Raw genomic sequence first — 20,419 nt, forward strand, 5'->3', positions numbered from 1 at the left:
GTGAAAAAAAGTTTTCTATTATTATCAATAGCTACAGCAACACTTTTAAGTGCACAAACAGTTAAGTCAATTTCATATAAAAATTTATCAAGAATATCTCCAAAAATCGCTAATGAAACCATTCTTTTAAAGCCTGGTAAGGACTTTAGTGATAAAGATATTAATGATTCTTTAAAAAAGTTTTATGCATTTAATTATTTTGACGATATACAAGTATTTAACAACAATGGACAAATTGAATTTATTTTTACTGAAAAACCTTCCATTGCAAATATTGTTATTAAGGGATATAAAACAGCAGAAGGTGAACTGGAATTATTATACGCAAATATGGGTATAAGAAAAGGTTCTATGTATACAAAAGAAAGAGTTCAAAAAGCAAAAGAATCTTTACTTAATGAACTGGAAAAAGAGGGCTATATTAACTCTGTTGTAGAAATAGATAAAGAAGTTTTAAATGAAGACTCTTTGGCATTAACTTTTAATGTTAATAAAGGGGACGAAATACTTATAAAAAAAGCTTCTTATATTGGGGCTGAGTATTTAGAACAAGATGATTTTGATGACGTTACTGCCAATAAAGAAGAAGAATTTATGTCTTGGTGGTTTGGTCAAAACTCAGGGGAATTAAAACTGGATCAAATGTCATATGAAAGCAGAAGAATCAATGATTTATACTATCAACATGGTTTTTTGGATGCTAAAGTAAAAGATCCTTTTATGACTATTGATTTTGCTTCAAATGCAGCACAACTGGATTTTAATATAAGTGAAGGTATTCAATATACAACAAATGAGATAAAAATTTATGTTGATTCTTCAATAATAAAAGTAGAAGAATTATACGAAGTATTAAAATTAGAAAAAGATGATATTTTTGATATTAATAAATTAAGAAAAGATGTAGAAGCTATTAAAACGAAGATTGCAAATTTAGGTTATGCTTTTACACAAGTTAAGTATGATTTAAATAAAGACAGTGAAAATAAAAATGTTAGCATTGTTTTTAATGTTATTCCGGGAGAAAAAGTTTATATCAATGATGTAATTATTTCAGGGAATACAAGAACACTTGATCGAGTTGTAAGAAGAAATGTTTATTTAGCTCCTGGAGATCTTTATAATTTAACTGATTTAAAAGATTCTAAGAATAAATTAGGGCGTTCTTCTTTTTTTGAAAATGTAGAAATAAAAGAACAAAGAATTTCTGATACTAAAATGAATCTACTGGTTGAAGTACAAGAAGCATCTACTGGAAGTTTAACCTTAGGTGGAGGATATGGTTCTTATGATGGAGTATTAATCAATGCTTCTATCTCAGATAAAAATATTTTTGGTTCAGGACTTAGTTTAGGATTTTCCGTAGATTTATCTAAAAAGAAAAATAACTATGCCGTTTCTTTAAAAAACCCTTCAATAAATGACAGTAAATACAATGGTGAGGTTAGAGTTTATAATAAAGAAAGAGAATATGACTACACTGATTATGATTTAGATACAGAAACAAGAGGTATTTCTTTAGGTTTTGGGAAAAGTTTTTTTAGACATATGTACGCAGGTGTAAAATACAAATTTGAAATGGTATATGAAAAATATGATTATAAAACAGCTTATACAGGTACAGAAGCTGATAAAAAAAATAATCAAGATTATAATATCTCTTCTTTTACTCCTTATGTGTCTTTTGATAATACAGATGATTATTATGTTCCAAGAGAAGGTTATAAAGCAGGTGCTTCATATGAAGTAGCTGGAATTGGCGGAGATGCTAAGTTTCACAAAGCAGTTACTTATTTAAAATATTTTTATGGCTTTAATGATATCATTGATTATGATGCTATTTTTAGATACAAAAGTAAAGTAGGTGTACTGTTTGATAAAGGATTTGTTACAGAAGGACAATCTTTTTATCTTGGAGGGCCTACTTCATTAAGAGGTTATGAATCTTATGCTTTTGGTCCTGAAGACAGTGCTAGCGATGATCCTTATAAAAAAACATTCACTAATGCTTTTGAACTTAGTTTTCCTTTAATCAAAAGTGCTAAAATGAGATGGGGAGTATTTTACGACTATGGTATGATAGGAAAAGACAGTTTCTCTGAAATTAAACGTTCAGGTACGGGTGCCCTAGTTGAGTGGATTTCACCGGTTGGTCCTTTACAGTTTATTTTTTCAAAAGCAATAGATGCAGAAGCGGGTGATAATACATCAAGCTTTGAATTTTCATTGGGAACAAATTTTTAAGGCTTAAAATGAGTATTAATATAAAAAAAAGATTGACAAATACGCAAGCATTGGCTCTAATACAGGATGCACCTCTTCTAGAATTAGGTGAAATGGCAAGTGCTAAAAAATTAGAAAAACATCCTTTGGGAGTAACTACATTTGTAGTTGATAGAAATATCAACTATACCAATGTATGTTGGGTTGATTGTAAGTTTTGTGCTTTTTACAGACATGGTAAAGATGAAGATTCTTATGTTTTAACATTTTCGCAAATTGATGAAAAAATTGAAGAACTTTTAGAAATAGGAGGTACTCAAATTTTAATGCAAGGTGGAGTTCATCCTAAGTTAAAAATTGAGTATTATGAAGAGCTTGTTTCTCATATACACACAAAATTTCCTCAAATTACGCTGCACTCTTTTTCGGCTATAGAAATCGTTTATATTGCAAAAGTTTCAAAAATCACTATTTTAGAGGTTTTAAAACGTTTACAAAAAAAAGGTTTAAGCTCAATTCCAGGAGCTGGGGCTGAGATATTAAGTGATAGAGTAAGAGATATAATAGCACCTAAGAAAATGGATTCAAAAAAATGGATTGAGGTACATAGATTGGCTCACTCTATTGGTATGAAAACAACAGCTACTATGATGTATGGTACGGTTGAAACCGATGAAGAAATTATTGAACATTGGGAAATGTTAAGAGAACTTCAAGATGAAACAGGTGGATTTAGAGCCTTTATTATGTGGTCGTATCAAAATCAAAATACAAAATTAGCAGAAGAATTACCAGATATTAAACCTCAAAGTTCTAACAGATATTTAAGATTATTAGCAGTGGCACGACTTTATTTGGATAATTTTGATAATTTGCAAAGCTCTTGGGTTACACAAGGTTCCTATATTGGACAAATGGCACTTAAATTTGGAGCAAATGATTTAGGTAGCACTATGATGGAAGAAAATGTAGTTGCAGCAGCAGGTGCTAGTAATTGTATGAATCAAGAGGATATGATTGAGTTAATCAATGATATAGGTGAAAAACCTGCAAAAAGAAATACCGCATACCAAACACTAGAGCGATTTTATTAAAAAATGAAGAAATATCTGTTTGCGTGTTTATTTATCAAAGGAATATTAATGAGTTCAACTATTGAACATATAGAATACAAAAATATACAAATACCTATTATTTATGAAAAAGATGTTTTACCTACGTTTAACTTACAATTGGTTTTTAAAAACTCAGGTGCAATTAAAAATACTATTCCTGGCCTTGCTAGTATTTCTTCAAAGATACTAAATGAAGGTACAAAAAGTAAAGGAAGCGTTAAATTTTTTGAAGATTTAGAAAATAAAGCTATTTCTTTACACATAAGTCCTGGTTTTGAGACACTTGTGATTGAACTTGGATCTTTAAAGTCTGAATATAAAGAAGCACTTAATTATTTAAGTGCTTTACTCAAAGACCCAAATTATTCAGATAAAGTTTTAAATAAAGTAAAAACTTTACAAATAGGATCTTTAAAATCAAAAGAAAATGATTTTGATTACACAGCAAGTGTTGAACTAAATAAACTAATGTTTAAAAACACCGTATTAGAAAGTCCAAGTGCAGGTACAAGTGAAAGTATTAAGTCTATTAAAATAGAAGATGTTAAAAAGTTTATTAAAGATGCTTTTTCGCTAGAAAACTTAATTATTGTTGTTGGTGGAGATATTCCATTGGAAAAAATAAAAAAAGATATGATATCTATTTTAAAAGAATTAAGTAAAAAAACAAATGACAAACTAAAACATATTGAAGTTGTTTCAAAAGTCAAGAAACAAACACTGTATAAAGAAACAAAACAAGCCTATATTTATTTTGGTTCTGCTTATAATGCAAAGTTTGATGATGAAAACAATTATATGGCAAAAGTAGCTTCTTTTATCTTAGGAGGTTCTGGTTTTGGATCCAGACTTATGGAAGAAATAAGAGTAAAAAGAGGTCTTGCATACAGTGCATATGGACATATCGCAATCAATCAGTCCCATTCATATTTTTCGGGATACCTACAAACAAAAACAAACAATGCAAAAGAAGCAAAAAACTTAGTTGTTTCGATTATAGATGAATTTGTACAAAATGGTGTTACAAAAGAAGAGTTAGAAGCTGCTAAAAACTTTTTAAGTGGAAGTGAACCTTTAAGAGTTGAAACACTTTCTCAAAGACTTTCTCGTTCTTTTCATTTGTATTACAAGGGTTTAGATCAAGATTATTCAAAAAAAGAACTTGAACTAATCGAAAATTTAAGTTTAGATAACTTAAATACTTATATTAAAAAACATAAAGAGATCAAAAAACTTTTTTTCTCTATTGTGACTCAAAAAGAAAAACAAAACTCTTAAAGGTTTTGTTTTTTCTCTTGCCTAATAAGATATAAATACTATTAATATTTTAGTTGTATTTAGATATTATTTTAAAAGTAAAAAATAAAGGATTGTATTGTTAAGATTTGCCGCTAGTCCAACAGGTGATATGAATATAGGAAATTTAAGAACAGCTATATTCAACTATATTGTTGCAAAGCAAAAAAAAGAAGATTTATTAATTAGAATAGATGATACAAATAAAGAAAACAATATTGAAGGTAAAGACAAAGAACTTCTTGAATTATTAAGCCTTTTCTCTATTGAATACTCACAAATAGTTTACCAAAGTGAGAATCTAAAATATCATCAACGTATGGCTATGCAGTTATTAACTAAAAAAGAAGCTTTTTCTTGTTTCTGTTCAGATAATAAATTGCAAGAACTAAAAGATGAAGCACAAGTTGCATCAAAACCTTATCTTTATGATGGTTTTTGTGCTACATTATCAGAAGAAACAGTTTTTAACTGCAATGCTGCTTTTACAGTGCGAATTAAAGCTTCTTCAAATGATATTTCATTTAAAGATGAAATAAAAGGAAATTTTAATTACAAAGCTTGTGATATTGACTCAACTATTATTTTAAAGCATGATAAAACTGCTACAGCTACTTATGCCTGTGCTGTTGATGATATGTTGTATGATATTTCTACTGTTATAAGAGAAGACAATCATCTTTTAGAAACGGTTAATCAAATTAGTATCAGACATGCTTTAGCCTATGAAAAAAAAATTGTTTATGTACATTTGCCTGCTATTATGAATGAAAGTACTAAAGAAAAAATTTCTAACAGTGACAGTGAATTTTTCATTAAATCTTTGATAGCAGAAGGATTTTTACCTTCTGCAATTGCAAATTATTTAGTACTTCTTTCTTGTGAGACACCAAAAGAAATTTTTTCACTAGAAGAAGCTATTTTGTGGTTTGATATTGCAAAGATATCAAAAAATATTGCAGTATTTGATATAAATAAATTACGTTTTATTAACAAAGCACACTTAAAAAATTTAGATAATCTAAGATTGTCTAAAATATTAGGTTTTGCAGATGAGAACATTGGTAAACTTGCAAAAGTTTACCTAGAAGAAACAAGTACTGTAAAAGAAATAAAAAATAAGTTAAACAGTATTTTTTCACTTAAAAGCACCTGCAAAGAGTATGAAGAAGAAATTAAAGTATTGAAAAAATGTTTAATTAAAGCGCCCTATTTTGATAACTACTGTGATTTTATAGAATATATTATGGATAAAACATCTTTAAGTGAAAAAACACTAAGTACTCCTTTAATGTTTCTTCTTACAGGAGAACAAAAAGGGCCAGAAATGTCAAAAATATACCCATTAATTAAAAATTATTTAGGAGAAATTGTAAAATGATAGATGCTTTACTACAATCAACTTTTATCGTTATTATTGGAATAATTACACTTTATAAGTGGATAATTATTATCTCGTCTTTATTGTCTTGGGTTAAACCTGATCCTTATAATCCAATAGTTCAAATGTTAAGTAGACTTACAGAGCCTGCTTATGCATTTATAAGAAGGTTTGTTCCTACTGTTTTTGGAGGTATGGATTTAGCACCTATAATTGTTATTTTTATATTGATTTTTCTTGAAACCTTTCTTTCTCGAATTTTTATAGGAATGTAAAAATGTTTTTTAAGCTATTTTTTGTTTTTATTTTTTTGAATCTTACTTTGTATTCAAAAGATATTGACTTAGGATGGCTTAAAAACAAGCCAAAAACCTATGCCAGAGATTTTTATATTTGGCAATATTTAAAACAAAATAATATTTCTTCAAAACATGCAAAAGAAGCTTTCAACTTGGTGCATGTAAAAAATAAAAAAATCCTTTTTGCTTATTCTTCTCACAAAAACAATGATAAAGTAAATAAAAAAATCCTTTGTTTAAAAAAATCATCAAGTACTTTAGTGAAAAGTTCGCCTTTTTGTATAAAAGAAGCACTCAGTTTTAACAAAGCATCAAGATTAAGCTTTGAAGAGTTAAAAACAGTCATTTTTAAAACAAAAAAACAATATCCTGAATATTCTAGAAGAATTGCACTTTTAAATAATAAAAATTTCAAAAAAATTTCTTCAAGCTTAAAAGCAAAAGATTTTGTATGGCTTTTTTTAAAGGTTTCTTCTTCTTTTAGAATTAATAAACTAAATTTAGCCTATTCAAAACATTTTATTGATGAAATTAAATATCAAAAAGGGTTTTCTCGTTTTCTTAAATTGATTGTTACTAATAATTTAATGAATAAAGCCCAAAAATCGCTCTTAAACATAAAAAGCTCTAAACTTTCTTCTGCTGATAATTTTTTTCTAGCAATGAATGCACTGTCTTTTAATAAAAGAAAAAAAGCAATGGTTTTTTTAAATTTGGCTGCTAAAAAAACGAAGTCTTCTTCAAAACTAAGCAAAATCTTATTTTGGAAGTATATGGCAAGTAATGATAGAGAATATATTAAAGAATTACTAAAAATACGCAAGATAAATCTTTATACACTTTTTGCCCATGATTATTATAAAGAGAAAATAAAAAATGTTGTTTATTCTTTAAAAACACTGAATACTTCAGCGTCTTCTTTTGATGAAGAAGATCAATTTGCGTGGATAAAAGTATTAAGAGATACAAAAAAGATGAATAAAACAAAACTTTTAAAATATCAAAAAACCTTTTCATCTTCTAAACACTTGGCTCATTATACTTATGTAAAAAACAGATATGAAAATTATAAAAAGAGCTATTTTATTAATCCCTATAAAAATATTATTAAAGATTTTCCCTTAAAAAGACAAAATTTAATTAATGCAATTGCCAGACAAGAAAGCAGGTTTATCCCTTCTTCAATTTCAACAGCTTATGCAATGGGAGTAATGCAAATAATGCCTTTTTTATCAAAAGCACTTGCTAAACAAAAAAAAGAAGAATATGATATATTTACTATGTTTAATGCAAAAAAATCGATTACTTATGCACATAAACATCTGAATTATCTGGAAAGGGTATTTAAAAACCCTTTGTTAATTGCTTATGCATATAATGGTGGAGGCGGATTTACCAGATCTATGTTTAGAAAAGGTTTGTTTGTAAAGAACGGCCAATATGAGCCTTATTTAAGCATGGAAAAAGTGCCCTATTTAGAAACAAGAGAATATGCAAAAAAAGTGTTAAGTAATTACATTGTATATGCAAGTAAAGATAAAAAAAGAATCACTGTGTCTTCAATGTTAAGAAACGTTTCTAAAGATGCAAGAAAATCAATTACGAAATGAAATCGAAGCTTTCTTGTAATTAGAATCTCTTAGTTCTACTAAAATCGAAGTGATATCTTTGTCTTTTTTGAAAGAAACATAATAATATTTTGCCCAAGCATTTTTTAAAGATATACTTTTGTATATTTCTGAATCTTGATCTATATCTTTTATTTTTTCATAAGAAATATTGTTTAAACTTAAAGCATAATCGCTTAGTGTTTCTTCTTCTGAGTAGATGCCTATTACAAAGTTATAATACTTGTCATCGTATTTTTCATGAACCTTATTCATAAATGTGGCATAAAATATTGTTTTAACTACATCTTTGTACACAATATCTGCTTTTTTACTGTATAAAACAGCTTGTGTGTATGAAATGTCTTTATTAAAATGTTTTAATGCTCTGTAAGAAGTACAGGAATTTAATACAAATATTAAGAAAATAGGCAAAAATATTTTTTTCATATAGTGTCCATGATAATTTGATTTTTATATTTAAAGTTTCGCAGTTTACAGTAAATGTACTTTATAAAGATTGAACTTTGCTTTATTCATTTTACTAAAAGAACTATAACAAAATATCTGCTTATTTTTATTTGATATTAACATTAATTTTGATAAAATCGCCTATGATTAATACAGAAAATAAACTCCTTGTGGCTTTTACTGGCCCTTCAAATAGTGGTAAAACCAGCCTTATTGTTAAGATATCTAATATTTTACAAGACAGAGAGTTCAAAGTCTGTATTATAAAACATGATCCAAAAGATAAGGCTACCTTTGACTATAGAGGCAAAGATTCAGATAAATTTTCACAAACAGGAGCAAATGTTGCTGTTGTATCTCCTAATAGAACAACTGTTTTTAAGAAAAACACTTCTAGTATAGATGAAATTTGTGAAATGTTTGGAAACTTTGATTATTTATTGGTTGAAGGTTTAAAGACTTTAGACTTACCACGTATTGCAATCTTTAGAAATAAACTTGATGAAAAATATTTTGAGTTTTCTAAAGCTATTGCTCATGATGATACAATTAAAGACAAAGACCTACCTTTACACTTGGACAGTCTTGACTTAAATAACCCAGAACAAATTATTGACTGGATAAATATAAATGCAAAAAGAGTAAAAAAATGAATGATATATTAAATGCAATAAAACAAAGTGCTATTGAAATTAAAGAATTAATTGAAGCTGGAGACACAGCAAAAAGTGAAAATCAAAATGCAACAGGAGATACTCAATTAAAACTTGATATCGCATGTGATGTTATTTTGGAAAAACTATTTGCAAAAGTACCTTCGATTAAGGCTATTGTTTCAGAAGAGCAAGAAGAAATCGTAGAACTTAATAAAGACGGTAAGTATTTGATTGCTTATGATCCTTTGGATGGTTCTTCTTTGGTTGATGTAAATTTATCGGTTGGATCTATTTTTGGAATATATGAAAATGATTTTACTGGAAACAATATTGTAGCTTCTGTATATGTAGTATTTGGACCCCGTGTTGAAATGGTAGTTGCACAAGATGATGTTAAACTATACCGTTTATTAAAAGGCAAATTTGAGTTTATTCAAAATATTGTTTTAAAAGAAAAAGGAAACTTAAATGCTCCTGGAAGTACTCAAAATTGTTGGGCTCCACACCATAAAGCTATGATAGATGATATCTTTAATGACGGTTATCGTCTTAGATATTCTGGTGGAATGGTTCCTGACTTGCACCAAATTTTATTAAAAGGTGGAGGCTTGTTTTCTTATCCAGGTACGAGTGATAAACCAAAAGGTAAATTAAGACAGTTATTTGAAGTATTTCCATTTGCATATACTTACGAAAAAGCAGGAGGCCAAGCAAGTGATGGCTTTAAAAGATTGTTAGAAGTTAAAACCACTCATATTCATGATACCTCTCCTTGTTTTTTTGGATCTAATCATGAAATAAACAGAGTTCTTAAAGTATACAAAGAACATGCATAATCCACTAGAAAAAGACGATTGGCAAGAAAAACTTGCAGAAAAAATAAAAGAACTTAAAGCATGTCAAGATGAGAAAAGTTTTAACTCCTGTCATCCTTGTGATAAGTTTTTCGAATGTGAAATACGAAGAAAATATGTAAAAGCGGTATATGAGTCTATGAATAAAGGCTCAAGCGGCGGATTTGAATTTTAAAGGTAAAAAATGAATAACGATTGTAAAAATGTATATATAACTACCCCTATTTATTATGTTAACGATGTGGCACATATTGGTCATGCTTACACAACAATAATTGCTGATATGTTAGCACGACACTCAAGATTAACTGGTTCTAATACATTTTTTTTAACAGGTACGGATGAACATGGGCAAAAAATAGCACACAGTGCAGAAGCCAGAGGCAAAACTCCTATGGAATATGCTACTGAAGTTTCTTCTAAATTTAAGAATTTATGGGATGGTTTTGACATTACTTATGATAAATTCATAAGAACTACTGATGCTGATCATAAAGCTGGTGTACAAAAAGCCTTTTTAAGCATGCATGAAAAAGGTGATATTTACAAGGGTGATTATGAAGGTTATTATTGTGTATCGTGTGAAACATTTTTTACAGACAAACAATTAATTGATGATGAATTTTGTCCTGATTGTGGAAAACCAACAACTATAGTAAAAGAAGAGAGTTATTTTTTCAAATTATCTGATTATGAAGACAGATTGTTAAAATGGTATGAAGAAAATGAAGATTGTATTTTACCACGTTCAAAAAAGAATGAAATTATTAATTTTGTTAAAGGTGGATTAAGAGATTTATCAATTTCAAGAACATCATTTGACTGGGGTGTTAAACTACCTCCTGAGTTAAATGAACCAAAACATGTAATGTATGTATGGTTAGATGCTTTAATGAATTATATTACTGCTTTAGGATATGGAAATGATGAAAAGAATATGCATCACTGGCCAGCAAGTATTCATTTAGTAGGAAAAGATATTTTAAGATTTCATGCTGTTTATTGGCCTGCATTTTTAATGTCTTTGGGTTTACCTTTGCCTAAGCATATAGCTGCTCATGGTTGGTGGACAAGAGATGGCGAAAAAATGTCAAAATCTAAAGGAAATGTTGTTGATCCTAAAGAAATAGCTGATGCTTATGGTTTAGATGCGTTTAGATACTTTATGTTAAGAGAAGTGCCTTTTGGACAAGATGGTGATTTTTCACAAAGAGCATTAATGGACAGAATCAATTCTGACTTAGGAAATGATCTTGGAAATTTACTTAATAGAATCATTGGAATGAGTGGAAAATATTTTGATTTCAAAGTAAGCTCTAAAGATGTAATGAAATACCATGAAAAAGAAATAAATGAAGTGCATAATATTTTAGAAAATATTGAAGATTATATTTACAAAATGCAATTAAACAGATTTCTTGAAGATATTTGGAAAGCACTTACAGTAGCTAATAAAGCCATTAATGATTATGAACCTTGGAATAAAATGAAAGAAGGTAAAAGTGATGAAGCAATGGCTTTAGTTGCTTTAATTACAAATATCATGGCTAAAACAGCTATTTTATTATCTTCAGTTATGCCTGAGAAAATAAATAAAATAGCAGATGCTATTGGACTTACTATTAATACTGATTCGTATAACAGTATTTTAAAAAATAAAGAATTATTAGGGGATGTTACAATTACTAAGGTTGAACAATTATTTCCTAGAATTGAAGAGATTTTATTACAACAAGCACCTGAAGTAGATGTTACTAAAACTGAAGTTGAGAAAAAAGATATAGCATTAGCTTCACTGGAAGAATTAGAAGGGGATAACTTAATAACAATTGATACTTTTTTTGGAACAAGTTTACAAATTGGTACTGTTCTTGATGCAAGCGAAGTACCTAAATCAAAAAAACTTTTAAAATTACAAGTTGATTTAGGAGAAAGCAGACCAAGACAAATACTAGCAGGAATTAAAGAGTTTTATGATGCAAAAGATTTGATTAATACACAAGTATGTGTTGTTGCAAATTTAAAACCAGCTAAATTGATGGGTATGATTTCAGAAGGTATGTTATTAGCTGCACGAGATGAAAATGGTTTATCCTTAATTCGTCCAGAAGCACCTAAAAAAATCGGAACAAAAATTTCCTAAGGTAAAAGATGAAAATTTCATCATTGATTGACATTGTAGAAGGAGAATTAATTAACTCTCCTTCTATTTCTTTTTTATACAATATAAAAATTAATGCCAAGAAAGTGAATGAAGGCGATTTGTTTATTGCTAAAAATGCAAAAGATTTATTATTGGCTATCAATAATGGCGCTTTTGCGATTGTTTATGATTTTAATACAGCCGTTCTTGACAATGAAATTGCTTGGATTAAAGTTGATTCTTATAAAGAAGCACTTATAAAGATATTTAGATATAAATTATCTACAATTGATCTTAAAGCCTTTTTTTGTGACAAAATCTCTTATGAATTTTTAAATATTAACAAAAGTAAAAACTTTAAATTTATTTCAAATAATCTGGAACATTCTATTAAAGTAATCGAAAGTATAAAAAATTCTGATACATTATTTTGTTTAAATGAAGAATTATTGCATAAAATATACCCAAGATATCAAACGTTTTCACAAAATAATCATAGAGTTGATAATCTTATTGTTCATTCTTTATTTGAATGCTCTTTTTCTTATAAAAATAATTATTTCAATAAATTTAAACTGGCTTCTTTATATCTTAATTCTTTTTTAAATGTCTATGCTTTTTGTAAAAATGATTTTGATTTAAACAAATTACATAATTTTAATTCTCTAAGAGCTATCTTTTTGGACAAACAATATAATGCCTGTGAACACGGGAAAACGGATAAGTTCATACTTGTGCAAAATTCACATGTTATCATTAATAAAGAAATTGAATATATTAACAAAATATATTCCTACGGCAAAATAATTTATATCTCTTCCCATTTTATTAATGGATTTTCCAAAGAATTGTACGTGATTTCAAATTTAAAAAATTTAAAAACTTTTTTAAAAACAAAAGAATTTAACTGTGTGTATTTAATTGGATATGATTTTGTTAAAGTTCAAAGAACTTTAACAAAAGTAGAAAAAGAGCTAAGTCTTTTTTAGTTTTAGTATATATTTCCAAAAGAAGCCGCAATTTTTCCTATAACATTAATCTCACCTTCTTCAAGAACTTGTTTAGGATAGTCTTTATTATCAGAAATGATATCTAACTTTCCATCTACTCTTTTTTGTATTCTTTTTACAAATAAACCATGTTCTGTTGTAAAAGCATAAATTCCATCTTTAAAAGAAGATGCTTTGCTCTTATCAATAAAAATTATATTATCTGTATTTAAAGTAGGTTCCATAGAATCACCCGTTACATTAATAGCTTCAATATTTTTTAAATTTCCTTGTCCACCTAAGGCAGTTATAAAATAAGGAGGAACATTGATTGCTTCAAAATTATCTTCACTATCATAAGCACCCCCACCTGCACTCACATTTACACTTGGAAAATATTTAACCCAATACTTATCTGTAGAATCCACTAAAGAATCAGGATTTTGCCCATAAAGAAGCCAATTAATAGAAATCTTTTTTAAAGCACAAAAATCCAAAATATTAGAAAAAGGAATTTTCCCTCTATTCTTCATTGTTGCAAAATTAGCCTGAGATAAATCAAGTGCACACGCAACATCTTTATCAAATATTTTACCCATCTTACCATCAGTACTTAGAACGTCTTTTAATTTTTCAATAATTTCACCAGCTATCAACATATTTTACCTTTCTTTTTATATATGATAACACAATACATTACAAAATGCAATATTTTTAGATAAATTCATTATTTATACTAATATTTGTAAGATTTAAATTTAAAAGGATATCAAAATGTCAAAAAAATTAATTCAAACAAAAGATAAATTCTTAAACTTATGCACACTTTTAGATACATATATATATGAAATGGGTAGAAAAATATTGTAAAAATGTAAGAATTATGTAAAGTTAGTAAATCTTTTTAATTATTTCCCAAAATTAATCTTAATAAAGAAACATTATTATAAAATTAACTTTTATTTTAGGTAACCACGGGAGAGGATATGGAAGTAAATTTAATAAGTGAAGCACTCAAGTTTATGGTGCTTGGTATGGGAATTGTTTTTGCATTTTTAATAATATTAATTTTTGTTTTAAAAGCGCAAGCAAAACTTCTAAGTAAATATTTTCCTGCTAAGGAAATAGAAAAACCTAAAAAGGTACAAACAACTTCAGTACCTTCTACTACTAAAAAAGTAGCTGCAATCATAGCAGCAGTACAACATCATGAAAATCTTAAAGGAAAATAATGGCTAAAAAATATATTGATGTCATGGATACAACATTTAGAGATGGATTCCAATCTGTTTTTGGAGGACGTGTTTTAAAAAAGGATTTTTTTCCTGCTGTTGAAGCTGCTTGTGATGCTGGAATCACACATTTTGAGTTTGGTGGAGGTGCAAGATTTCAATCTTTATTCTTTTATTTAAAAGAAAATGCCTTTGAAATGATGGATGAGTTTAGAGAAATTGTTGGTCCAGATGCTAATTTACAAACTTTAGCAAGAGGTATTAATACTGTTATGTTAGATACCGGTTCTAGAGAACTTGTAGATATGCATGCAAAACTTTTTGCAAAACATGGAACAACAACTATTAGAAACTTTGATGCACTAAATGATGTTAACAATTTGGAATATTCAGCAGCATGTATTAAAAATCATGGTTTAAAACATGAAGTAGTTGTTACTTTAATGGACTTACCTCCTGGGTGTACGGGTGCACATGATGTAGCTTTTTATGAAAAAACATTACGTGCTATCTTAGACAGTGGAATAGCTTATGATTCCATATGTTTTAAAGATGCCTCAGGAACATCAAGCCCTAATAAAATTTATGAAACCATTAAAATGGCAAGAAAACTTGTGGGAATTGATACTCATATACGATTACATACTCATGAAACTGCTGGTGTTTCAGTATCTTGTTATTTAGCAGCACTAGAAGCAGGGGCTGATGGAATAGATTTAGCAGCCAGTCCTGTTTCAGGAGGAACTTCACAACCCGATATTCTTACTATGATGCATGCGGTTAAAGGTATGAATTATGATTTGGGTGGTTTAGAAATTGAAAAAATTCTTAAATACGAAGAAGTGTTAAAAGATCAATTAAAAGATTATTTTTTACCACCAGAAGCAAGTGCTGTATCTCCTTTAATTCCTTTTTCACCCATGCCTGGTGGGGCATTAACTGCAAATACCCAAATGATGAGAGACAATGGGACGCTAGAACGTTTTCCTGAAGTTATTAAAGCTATGAGAGAAGTAGTTGAGAAAGGTGGTTATGGTACTTCTGTAACTCCTGTATCCCAATTTTATTGGCAACAAGCCTATGCAAATGTAATGTTTGGTCCTTGGAAACAAATTGCTCCTGGTTATGGAAAAATGGTACTTGGTTATTTTGGAAAAACTCCTGTTACTCCAGATGCAGATGTCATTAAATTTGCGAGTGAGAAACTAAAACTTGAACCAACAAGTAGAAATCCTTTAGATATTGCAGATGAAGATGAAAGAAAAACACTTAAATTTTGGGAAAACAGACTTAAAGAAGAAAATATTGAAATAAATGAAGAGAATGTTTTTATTGCAGCTGCTTGTGATGAAAAAGGTATTTTATTTCTAAAAGGTGAATCCCCTTTAAATATAAGAAAAATAAGCGATGCTTGTGAAGATGATACAGAATGTACAATAGGAGAGAATAAAACTATGAAAAATGTTAGCGGTAATTATACAGTTGTAGTAGATGGTCAAAAGTTTAATGTAACAGTGGCAGAAGGTAGTGCTGATATTCAAGTAACACCTCTTGCAGTTGATGAGACATCTCACCATACTTTAAGTGCGGACGGTGAATCTATTGATGCTGTTGTAAATGGCTCAGTTTGGAAAGTACTTGTAAAAGTAGGCGATAAAGTAGAAAAAGATCAAACCTTAATGATTTTAGAAGCCATGAAAATGGAAATTGATATTAATTCACCTATTGCTGGAACCGTAGGACAAATTTTGGTTGCTACAAATGACAGTGTAGATGAAGGTCAATCTTTAGTCGTAATTAACTAGAGGCATGAAGATGAAAAAAAGTTTTATAATTTCAATCTTTATTGTATTTATGACAATGTTTTGCGCAAATGCAGCAAGTACTGCTGCAAGTGAAAATACAATTACTAAAGAATACCAAGCCAAAAGTTTATCTGAGCTTATGCATTCTTTTTATCAAACAACAGGTATTAATGCACTTTTAAATCCCAAAGTTGGTGTATTAGATGCTAATGGTAATGAGATGAGCCTTTTTGCACAAAGTTCAGGAAGAATTATAATGGTTCTTATTTGTTTTGTTTTATTATTTTTGGCAATTAACAAAGGTTTTGAACCGCTATTACTTATTCCTATTGGTTTTGGTGGAATACTAGCTAATATTCCTATTGCTGATATCGCAGGTCCTAATGGAATGCTTGGAATTATTTACAACATGGGTATTGGAAATGGATTTTTCCCTCTTCTTATTTTTATGGGAGTGGGAGCAATGACAGATTTTGGACCTTTATTGTCAAATCCTAAAACAGCCCTACTTGGTGGTGCTGCTCAATTTGGGATCTTTGGTTCATTAGTTGGAGCTGTTGTTCTAACGCAGTATGTTCCAGGAATTGAATTTACTTTACAACAAAGTGCTGCTATTTCTATTATTGGTGGAGCTGATGGCCCTACTTCTATTTTTATAGCCAATGCACTTGCGCCTGAATTATTAGGTGCAATTGCTGTTGCCGCATATTCATACATGGCACTGGTACCTGTTATTCAACCTCCAATTATGCGGGCTTTTACCACATTAGAAGAGCGTAAAATCAGAATGAAAACATCAAGAAAAGTTTCAAAATTAGAAAAAATTGTATTTCCTTTGGTTGTACTTCTTTTAGCTATCTTAATTCTTCCAGATGCAACACCCTTAATTGGTGCCCTTTGTTTTGGGAATTTTGCAAAAGAATCAGGTGTTGTTGATAGACTTTCTGATACAATGCAAAATTCTTTGATAAACGTGATAACTATTTTCTTAGGATTAGGTGTTGGTTCGAAGTTAGCTTCTGAACAATTCTTAGTTGTTGAGACTATGGGAATTATGGTTATTGGATTAGTTGCTTTCTCTGCTGGGACTATGATGGGTGTTTTAATGGCTAAAGTTATGAATAAATTTAGCTCAAAAGACTCTCAAATTAATCCTTTAATTGGAGCTGCTGGAGTATCAGCTGTACCAATGGCGGCTAGAGTTGTTTCTAAAGAGGGACAGAAATATGATCCATCAAATATATTATTGATGCATGCAATGGGGCCAAATGTTGCTGGAGTTATCGGTTCTGCCGTAGCTGCTGGTGTACTTTTATCAATTTTTAAATAAATAGGAAATAAGAAAAATGTCTGAAATTAAAGACCAATTAGGCCTTGAGCAAGTACAAAGAGTTCACAGAAATAGTGATATTGATTTTTTAATTAAACATGCAGTTGAGAATGAAGGTGCTAAAGTTTCTTCAACTGGTGCTTTAATGATTGATACAGGAATATTTACAGGAAGAAGTCCAAAAGACAAGTTTTTTGTAAATCAAGATCCTTCTAATAAGTATATTGCCTGGGGTGATATTAATAGAGCTGTATCTAAAGATGTTTATGAAGACTTATTCGTAACAACAAAAAAACAATTAAGTAATAAAGAATTATTTGTTACAGATGTTTATTGTGGGGCTTCAAAAGATTCAAAAAAATCAGTAAGGTTTATTACTGAGATTGCATGGCAGGCTAATTTTATTCAGAATATGTTTATTATGCCAAAAACGCAAAAAGAACTGGACGATTTTAAACCAGATTTTACTATTTATAATGCTTGTAAAACCGTAGATATGGCTTATGCAAGCCACGGTATTCATTCAGAAGTATATGTTGTTTTTAATGTAGAAGACAATGTTGCAATTATTGGTGGTACTTGGTATGCGGGAGAGATGAAAAAAGGTGTTTTTTCTATGATGAATTACTGGTTACCGCTACAAGGTAAACTCGCAATGCATTGTTCTGCTAATATAGGAGAAGATGGAGATACTGCTTTATTCTTTGGCTTAAGTGGTACTGGAAAAACGACTCTTTCAACTGATCCAAAACGTCAATTAATTGGTGATGATGAGCATGGTTGGGATGATAAGGGTGTTTTTAACTTTGAAGGTGGATGTTATGCTAAAGTAATTAACCTTGATGAAAGCAGTGAGCCAGAAATTTTTGCTGCTATTAAAAAAGGTGCTATTTTAGAAAATGTTGTTTATGATGAAAATGGACTGGTTGATTATACTGATGGCAGCAAAACAGAAAATACGCGTGTTTCTTATCCTATAAATCATATTGAAAATCATGCCCCTGATTTAATGGGCGGACATCCTACTAATATTATCTTTTTATGTGCAGATGCTTTTGGTGTTTTACCTCCTGTTGCAAAACTAAGTAAAAAACAAGCTATGTATTATTTCTTAAGTGGTTATACTGCAAAAGTTGCAGGAACTGAAAGAGGTATTACTGAACCAGTTGCGACCTTCTCTTCGTGTTTTGGAGAGGCATTTTTACCTTTAAACCCTACTGTTTATGCTGAGTTATTAGGTAATAAGATTGATAAACATAAAGTAAATGTATATTTAGTTAATACAGGTTGGACTGGTGGCCCTTATGGTGTTGGTTCACGAATGACAATCAAAAATACAAGAGCTTGTATTAATGGGATTTTAGACGGTTCTATTAATGATTCAGACTTTGAAACTCTTCCTATTTTTAATTTAGAAATTCCTAAAACACTTGATGGTGTTGAAACTATTGTTTTAAACCCAAGGAATACATGGAATGATAAAGAAGCCTACGATGAAATGAGAAAAAAACTTGCAGGTATGTATATGGAAAACTTTAAAAAGTACTTGACGCTGGAGAGTGAATACGACTTTACTTCAGCAGGACCTCAATTATAAAAGAAAAAAGCCAATAAGTTTAAATATTGGCTTTTCTTATTAAGAATAGAACGAATAGATTTTACTCTATCCTTCTATTTGAATCTCTTCAAATATCTCTAATCCAAAACCATTTAATCCATTGTATGAATGTTTCCCACCTGATGTAAGTAGTTTAATTTGTTTGATATTTAAAGCATTTAAAATTTGTGCTCCGATTCCATAGTCTTTTTGTGAATCTTTATTGGCTTTACTATCATTCAAAAAAACTAAAACTCCGCCTTTAGCTTGTAAAAAGTTAATTGATTTTAACATAGAATGTAATTTATCATCATTTAAAAACAGTTCTAAATCAGGAATAACAGAATGAAACTTAACATGTGAAAGTTCTTTTGTTTCATTAAATACCATTACGGTATGTATATTATCAAGATGATCTTTAAATTCTTTTTTTATAATACTAGAGCCAAAAAAAGTACTTTGTTTAGAAGATACTTCTTCTACTAATGTTTCATGTGATAATCTGTATTCAACTAAGTCTGATATATAAACTTGTTTTAGCTCATGTTTATCTGCAAAGATATCTAAATCATCTCTTCTTGCCATTGAACCATCTTCTTTCATAATCTCACAAATAACAGCTTCACCGTTAAAACCAGCCAATTTACATAAATCAACACTTCCTTCAGTATGCCCTATTCGAGCTAGTACTCCTCCGTCTTTTGCTATTAATGGAAAAATATGTCCTGGTTTAACAAGCTCTGTATCTTTAGATACAGGGTTTGCTAGAATTTTAATTGTATCATCTCTCTCACCTGCTGAAATACCCGTTAGTGCATCAGCAGCATCAACAGATACTGTAAATGCTGTTTCATAAGAAGAAGTATTTGATACAACCATAGGATTTAAGCCTAATTTATTCGCCGTTTCTTTAGTAACGGAAACACAAATTAGTCCTTTTGCATGAGTTGCCATAAAGTTTACTTTTTGTGGAGAACTTAAAGCAGCTGAATAAACCAAATCTCCTTCATTCTCTCTGTCTTCATCATCCAACATGATTACCATCTTGCCTTTTCTTATTTCTTCAATTGCTTCTTTTACTCTTGTTAATGCATTCATATTTACTCTTTATTTTCTCAGAATTAGTAATAATAAAATTGTATTAGAAAAAACATGAAAAATATATTTGATAAATATTTTTATAAACTTATGTATATTTTCTTATTTTTATCTCTGTAAATATAATCTTTTATATTACATTCTGATCTGTTTTATTTATTTTTTAAATTATAGCAGAAATTTTAAAATTTGGCCCTAAAAGTATTGACAATAAAATTATTTTTAACTATAATTTCGGCACTTAAAATTGGGGTATCGCCAAGTGGTAAGGCATCAGCTTTTGGTGCTGACATTCTCAGGTTCGAATCCTGATACCCCATCCA

18 protein-coding genes and 1 tRNA gene are annotated in these 20,419 nt (G+C 29.3%); 16 read left to right on the top strand and 3 right to left on the bottom strand.

Going from position 1 to position 20,419, the window contains the following annotated elements; all coding sequences use genetic code 11:
* The 6 genes from bamA (at nucleotide 1) to HRT41_07280 (ending at nucleotide 7,924) form a co-directional block, all read left to right on the top strand.
* Nucleotides 1-2,244, top strand: coding sequence for an outer membrane protein assembly factor BamA (gene bamA, locus HRT41_07255; GenBank protein ID NQY23816.1), 2,244 nt, complete (start codon nucleotides 1-3; stop codon nucleotides 2,242-2,244).
* 8 nt (nucleotides 2,245-2,252) lie between these two features.
* Nucleotides 2,253-3,317 (top strand): dehypoxanthine futalosine cyclase, encoded by a 1,065-nt coding sequence (locus HRT41_07260; GenBank protein NQY23817.1) that lies wholly within the window; start codon nucleotides 2,253-2,255, stop codon nucleotides 3,315-3,317.
* A 48-nt stretch (nucleotides 3,318-3,365) separates the two neighbouring features.
* On the top strand, nucleotides 3,366-4,616 hold the full coding sequence (locus tag HRT41_07265; protein ID NQY23818.1) for an insulinase family protein: 1,251 nt from the start codon (nucleotides 3,366-3,368) through the stop codon (nucleotides 4,614-4,616).
* A gap of 97 nt (nucleotides 4,617-4,713) precedes the next feature.
* Complete coding sequence (locus HRT41_07270) at nucleotides 4,714-6,015, top strand: glutamate--tRNA ligase (protein NQY23819.1); 1,302 nt, start codon at nucleotides 4,714-4,716, stop codon at nucleotides 6,013-6,015.
* Nucleotides 6,012-6,290, top strand: a complete 279-nt coding sequence (locus HRT41_07275) for a YggT family protein (GenBank protein ID NQY23820.1) — start codon at nucleotides 6,012-6,014, stop codon at nucleotides 6,288-6,290. The genes HRT41_07270 and HRT41_07275 overlap by 4 nt, the downstream gene beginning before the upstream one ends.
* Nucleotides 6,291-6,292: 2 nt before the next feature.
* Nucleotides 6,293-7,924: a lytic transglycosylase domain-containing protein gene (locus HRT41_07280; GenBank protein NQY23821.1), complete on the top strand. Its 1,632-nt coding sequence runs from the start codon at nucleotides 6,293-6,295 to the stop codon at nucleotides 7,922-7,924.
* On the opposite strand, the gene HRT41_07285 is transcribed toward HRT41_07280, so the two are convergent.
* Nucleotides 7,910-8,371 (bottom strand): hypothetical protein, encoded by a 462-nt coding sequence (locus HRT41_07285; GenBank protein NQY23822.1) that lies wholly within the window; start codon nucleotides 8,369-8,371, stop codon nucleotides 7,910-7,912. The genes HRT41_07280 and HRT41_07285 overlap by 15 nt on opposite strands.
* A 164-nt stretch (nucleotides 8,372-8,535) precedes the next feature.
* On the opposite strand from HRT41_07285, the gene mobB reads away from it, so the two are divergent.
* Genes mobB through HRT41_07310 form a run of 5 tightly spaced genes read left to right on the top strand, consistent with a single transcriptional unit; the run spans nucleotide 8,536 to nucleotide 13,034 of the window.
* Complete coding sequence (gene mobB / locus HRT41_07290; protein NQY23823.1) at nucleotides 8,536-9,045, top strand: molybdopterin-guanine dinucleotide biosynthesis protein B; 510 nt, start codon at nucleotides 8,536-8,538, stop codon at nucleotides 9,043-9,045.
* Nucleotides 9,042-9,884, top strand: coding sequence for a class 1 fructose-bisphosphatase (locus HRT41_07295; protein NQY23824.1), 843 nt, complete (start codon nucleotides 9,042-9,044; stop codon nucleotides 9,882-9,884). Before mobB ends, HRT41_07295 begins: the two co-directional genes overlap by 4 nt.
* Nucleotides 9,877-10,077, top strand: coding sequence for a hypothetical protein (locus HRT41_07300; protein ID NQY23825.1), 201 nt, complete (start codon nucleotides 9,877-9,879; stop codon nucleotides 10,075-10,077). Before HRT41_07295 ends, HRT41_07300 begins: the two co-directional genes overlap by 8 nt.
* 9 nt (nucleotides 10,078-10,086) lie before the next feature.
* A complete protein-coding gene (gene metG / locus HRT41_07305; protein NQY23826.1) occupies nucleotides 10,087-12,045 on the top strand; it encodes a methionine--tRNA ligase in 1,959 nt (652 codons plus the stop codon).
* A gap of 8 nt (nucleotides 12,046-12,053) precedes the next feature.
* A complete protein-coding gene (locus HRT41_07310) occupies nucleotides 12,054-13,034 on the top strand; it encodes a peptidoglycan synthetase (GenBank protein ID NQY23827.1) in 981 nt (326 codons plus the stop codon).
* Between the two features lie 2 nt (nucleotides 13,035-13,036).
* Here HRT41_07310 and HRT41_07315 read toward each other — a convergent pair whose 3' ends face one another.
* Nucleotides 13,037-13,693, bottom strand: a complete 657-nt coding sequence (locus HRT41_07315; protein ID NQY23828.1) for a helix-turn-helix transcriptional regulator — start codon at nucleotides 13,691-13,693, stop codon at nucleotides 13,037-13,039.
* A gap of 327 nt (nucleotides 13,694-14,020) precedes the next feature.
* Between HRT41_07315 and HRT41_07320 the strand changes: the two genes are divergently transcribed.
* The 4 genes from HRT41_07320 to pckA are packed head-to-tail and all read left to right on the top strand — an operon-like array spanning nucleotide 14,021 to nucleotide 18,998.
* Nucleotides 14,021-14,266: an OadG family protein gene (locus HRT41_07320; GenBank protein ID NQY23829.1), complete on the top strand. Its 246-nt coding sequence runs from the start codon at nucleotides 14,021-14,023 to the stop codon at nucleotides 14,264-14,266.
* On the top strand, nucleotides 14,266-16,071 hold the full coding sequence (locus tag HRT41_07325; protein ID NQY23830.1) for a biotin attachment protein: 1,806 nt from the start codon (nucleotides 14,266-14,268) through the stop codon (nucleotides 16,069-16,071). Before HRT41_07320 ends, HRT41_07325 begins: the two co-directional genes overlap by 1 nt.
* Nucleotides 16,072-16,081: 10 nt before the next feature.
* Nucleotides 16,082-17,401: a sodium ion-translocating decarboxylase subunit beta gene (locus HRT41_07330; GenBank protein NQY23831.1), complete on the top strand. Its 1,320-nt coding sequence runs from the start codon at nucleotides 16,082-16,084 to the stop codon at nucleotides 17,399-17,401.
* A gap of 16 nt (nucleotides 17,402-17,417) precedes the next feature.
* Nucleotides 17,418-18,998, top strand: coding sequence for a phosphoenolpyruvate carboxykinase (ATP) (gene pckA / locus HRT41_07335; protein NQY23832.1), 1,581 nt, complete (start codon nucleotides 17,418-17,420; stop codon nucleotides 18,996-18,998).
* Between the two features lie 66 nt (nucleotides 18,999-19,064).
* Here pckA and HRT41_07340 read toward each other — a convergent pair whose 3' ends face one another.
* Nucleotides 19,065-20,096: a bifunctional 3,4-dihydroxy-2-butanone 4-phosphate synthase/GTP cyclohydrolase II gene (locus HRT41_07340; GenBank protein ID NQY23833.1), complete on the bottom strand. Its 1,032-nt coding sequence runs from the start codon at nucleotides 20,094-20,096 to the stop codon at nucleotides 19,065-19,067.
* A gap of 248 nt (nucleotides 20,097-20,344) precedes the next feature.
* Here HRT41_07340 and HRT41_07345 point away from each other — a divergent pair.
* Nucleotides 20,345-20,419 (top strand) — tRNA-Gln (locus HRT41_07345).

Source organism: Campylobacteraceae bacterium (assembly GCA_013215945.1).
GTDB lineage: Bacteria > Campylobacterota > Campylobacteria > Campylobacterales > Arcobacteraceae > NORP36.

Bases quoted from the DNA above. Each gene is read 5' to 3' on its own strand.
- HRT41_07260 (NQY23817.1), top strand. From the start codon at position 2,253: ATGAGTATTAATATAAAAAAAAGATTGACAAATACGCAAGCATTGGCT.
- HRT41_07265 (NQY23818.1), top strand. From the start codon at position 3,366: ATGAGTTCAACTATTGAACATATAGAATACAAAAATATACAAATACCT.
- HRT41_07275 (NQY23820.1), top strand. From the start codon at position 6,012: ATGATAGATGCTTTACTACAATCAACTTTTATCGTTATTATTGGAATA.
- HRT41_07280 (NQY23821.1), top strand. From the start codon at position 6,293: ATGTTTTTTAAGCTATTTTTTGTTTTTATTTTTTTGAATCTTACTTTG.
- HRT41_07285 (NQY23822.1), bottom strand. From the start codon at position 8,371: ATGAAAAAAATATTTTTGCCTATTTTCTTAATATTTGTATTAAATTCC.
- mobB (NQY23823.1), top strand. From the start codon at position 8,536: ATGATTAATACAGAAAATAAACTCCTTGTGGCTTTTACTGGCCCTTCA.
- HRT41_07295 (NQY23824.1), top strand. From the start codon at position 9,042: ATGAATGATATATTAAATGCAATAAAACAAAGTGCTATTGAAATTAAA.
- HRT41_07300 (NQY23825.1), top strand. From the start codon at position 9,877: ATGCATAATCCACTAGAAAAAGACGATTGGCAAGAAAAACTTGCAGAA.
- metG (NQY23826.1), top strand. From the start codon at position 10,087: ATGAATAACGATTGTAAAAATGTATATATAACTACCCCTATTTATTAT.
- HRT41_07310 (NQY23827.1), top strand. From the start codon at position 12,054: ATGAAAATTTCATCATTGATTGACATTGTAGAAGGAGAATTAATTAAC.
- HRT41_07315 (NQY23828.1), bottom strand. From the start codon at position 13,693: ATGTTGATAGCTGGTGAAATTATTGAAAAATTAAAAGACGTTCTAAGT.
- HRT41_07320 (NQY23829.1), top strand. From the start codon at position 14,021: ATGGAAGTAAATTTAATAAGTGAAGCACTCAAGTTTATGGTGCTTGGT.
- HRT41_07325 (NQY23830.1), top strand. From the start codon at position 14,266: ATGGCTAAAAAATATATTGATGTCATGGATACAACATTTAGAGATGGA.
- HRT41_07330 (NQY23831.1), top strand. From the start codon at position 16,082: ATGAAAAAAAGTTTTATAATTTCAATCTTTATTGTATTTATGACAATG.
- pckA (NQY23832.1), top strand. From the start codon at position 17,418: ATGTCTGAAATTAAAGACCAATTAGGCCTTGAGCAAGTACAAAGAGTT.
- HRT41_07340 (NQY23833.1), bottom strand. From the start codon at position 20,096: ATGAATGCATTAACAAGAGTAAAAGAAGCAATTGAAGAAATAAGAAAA.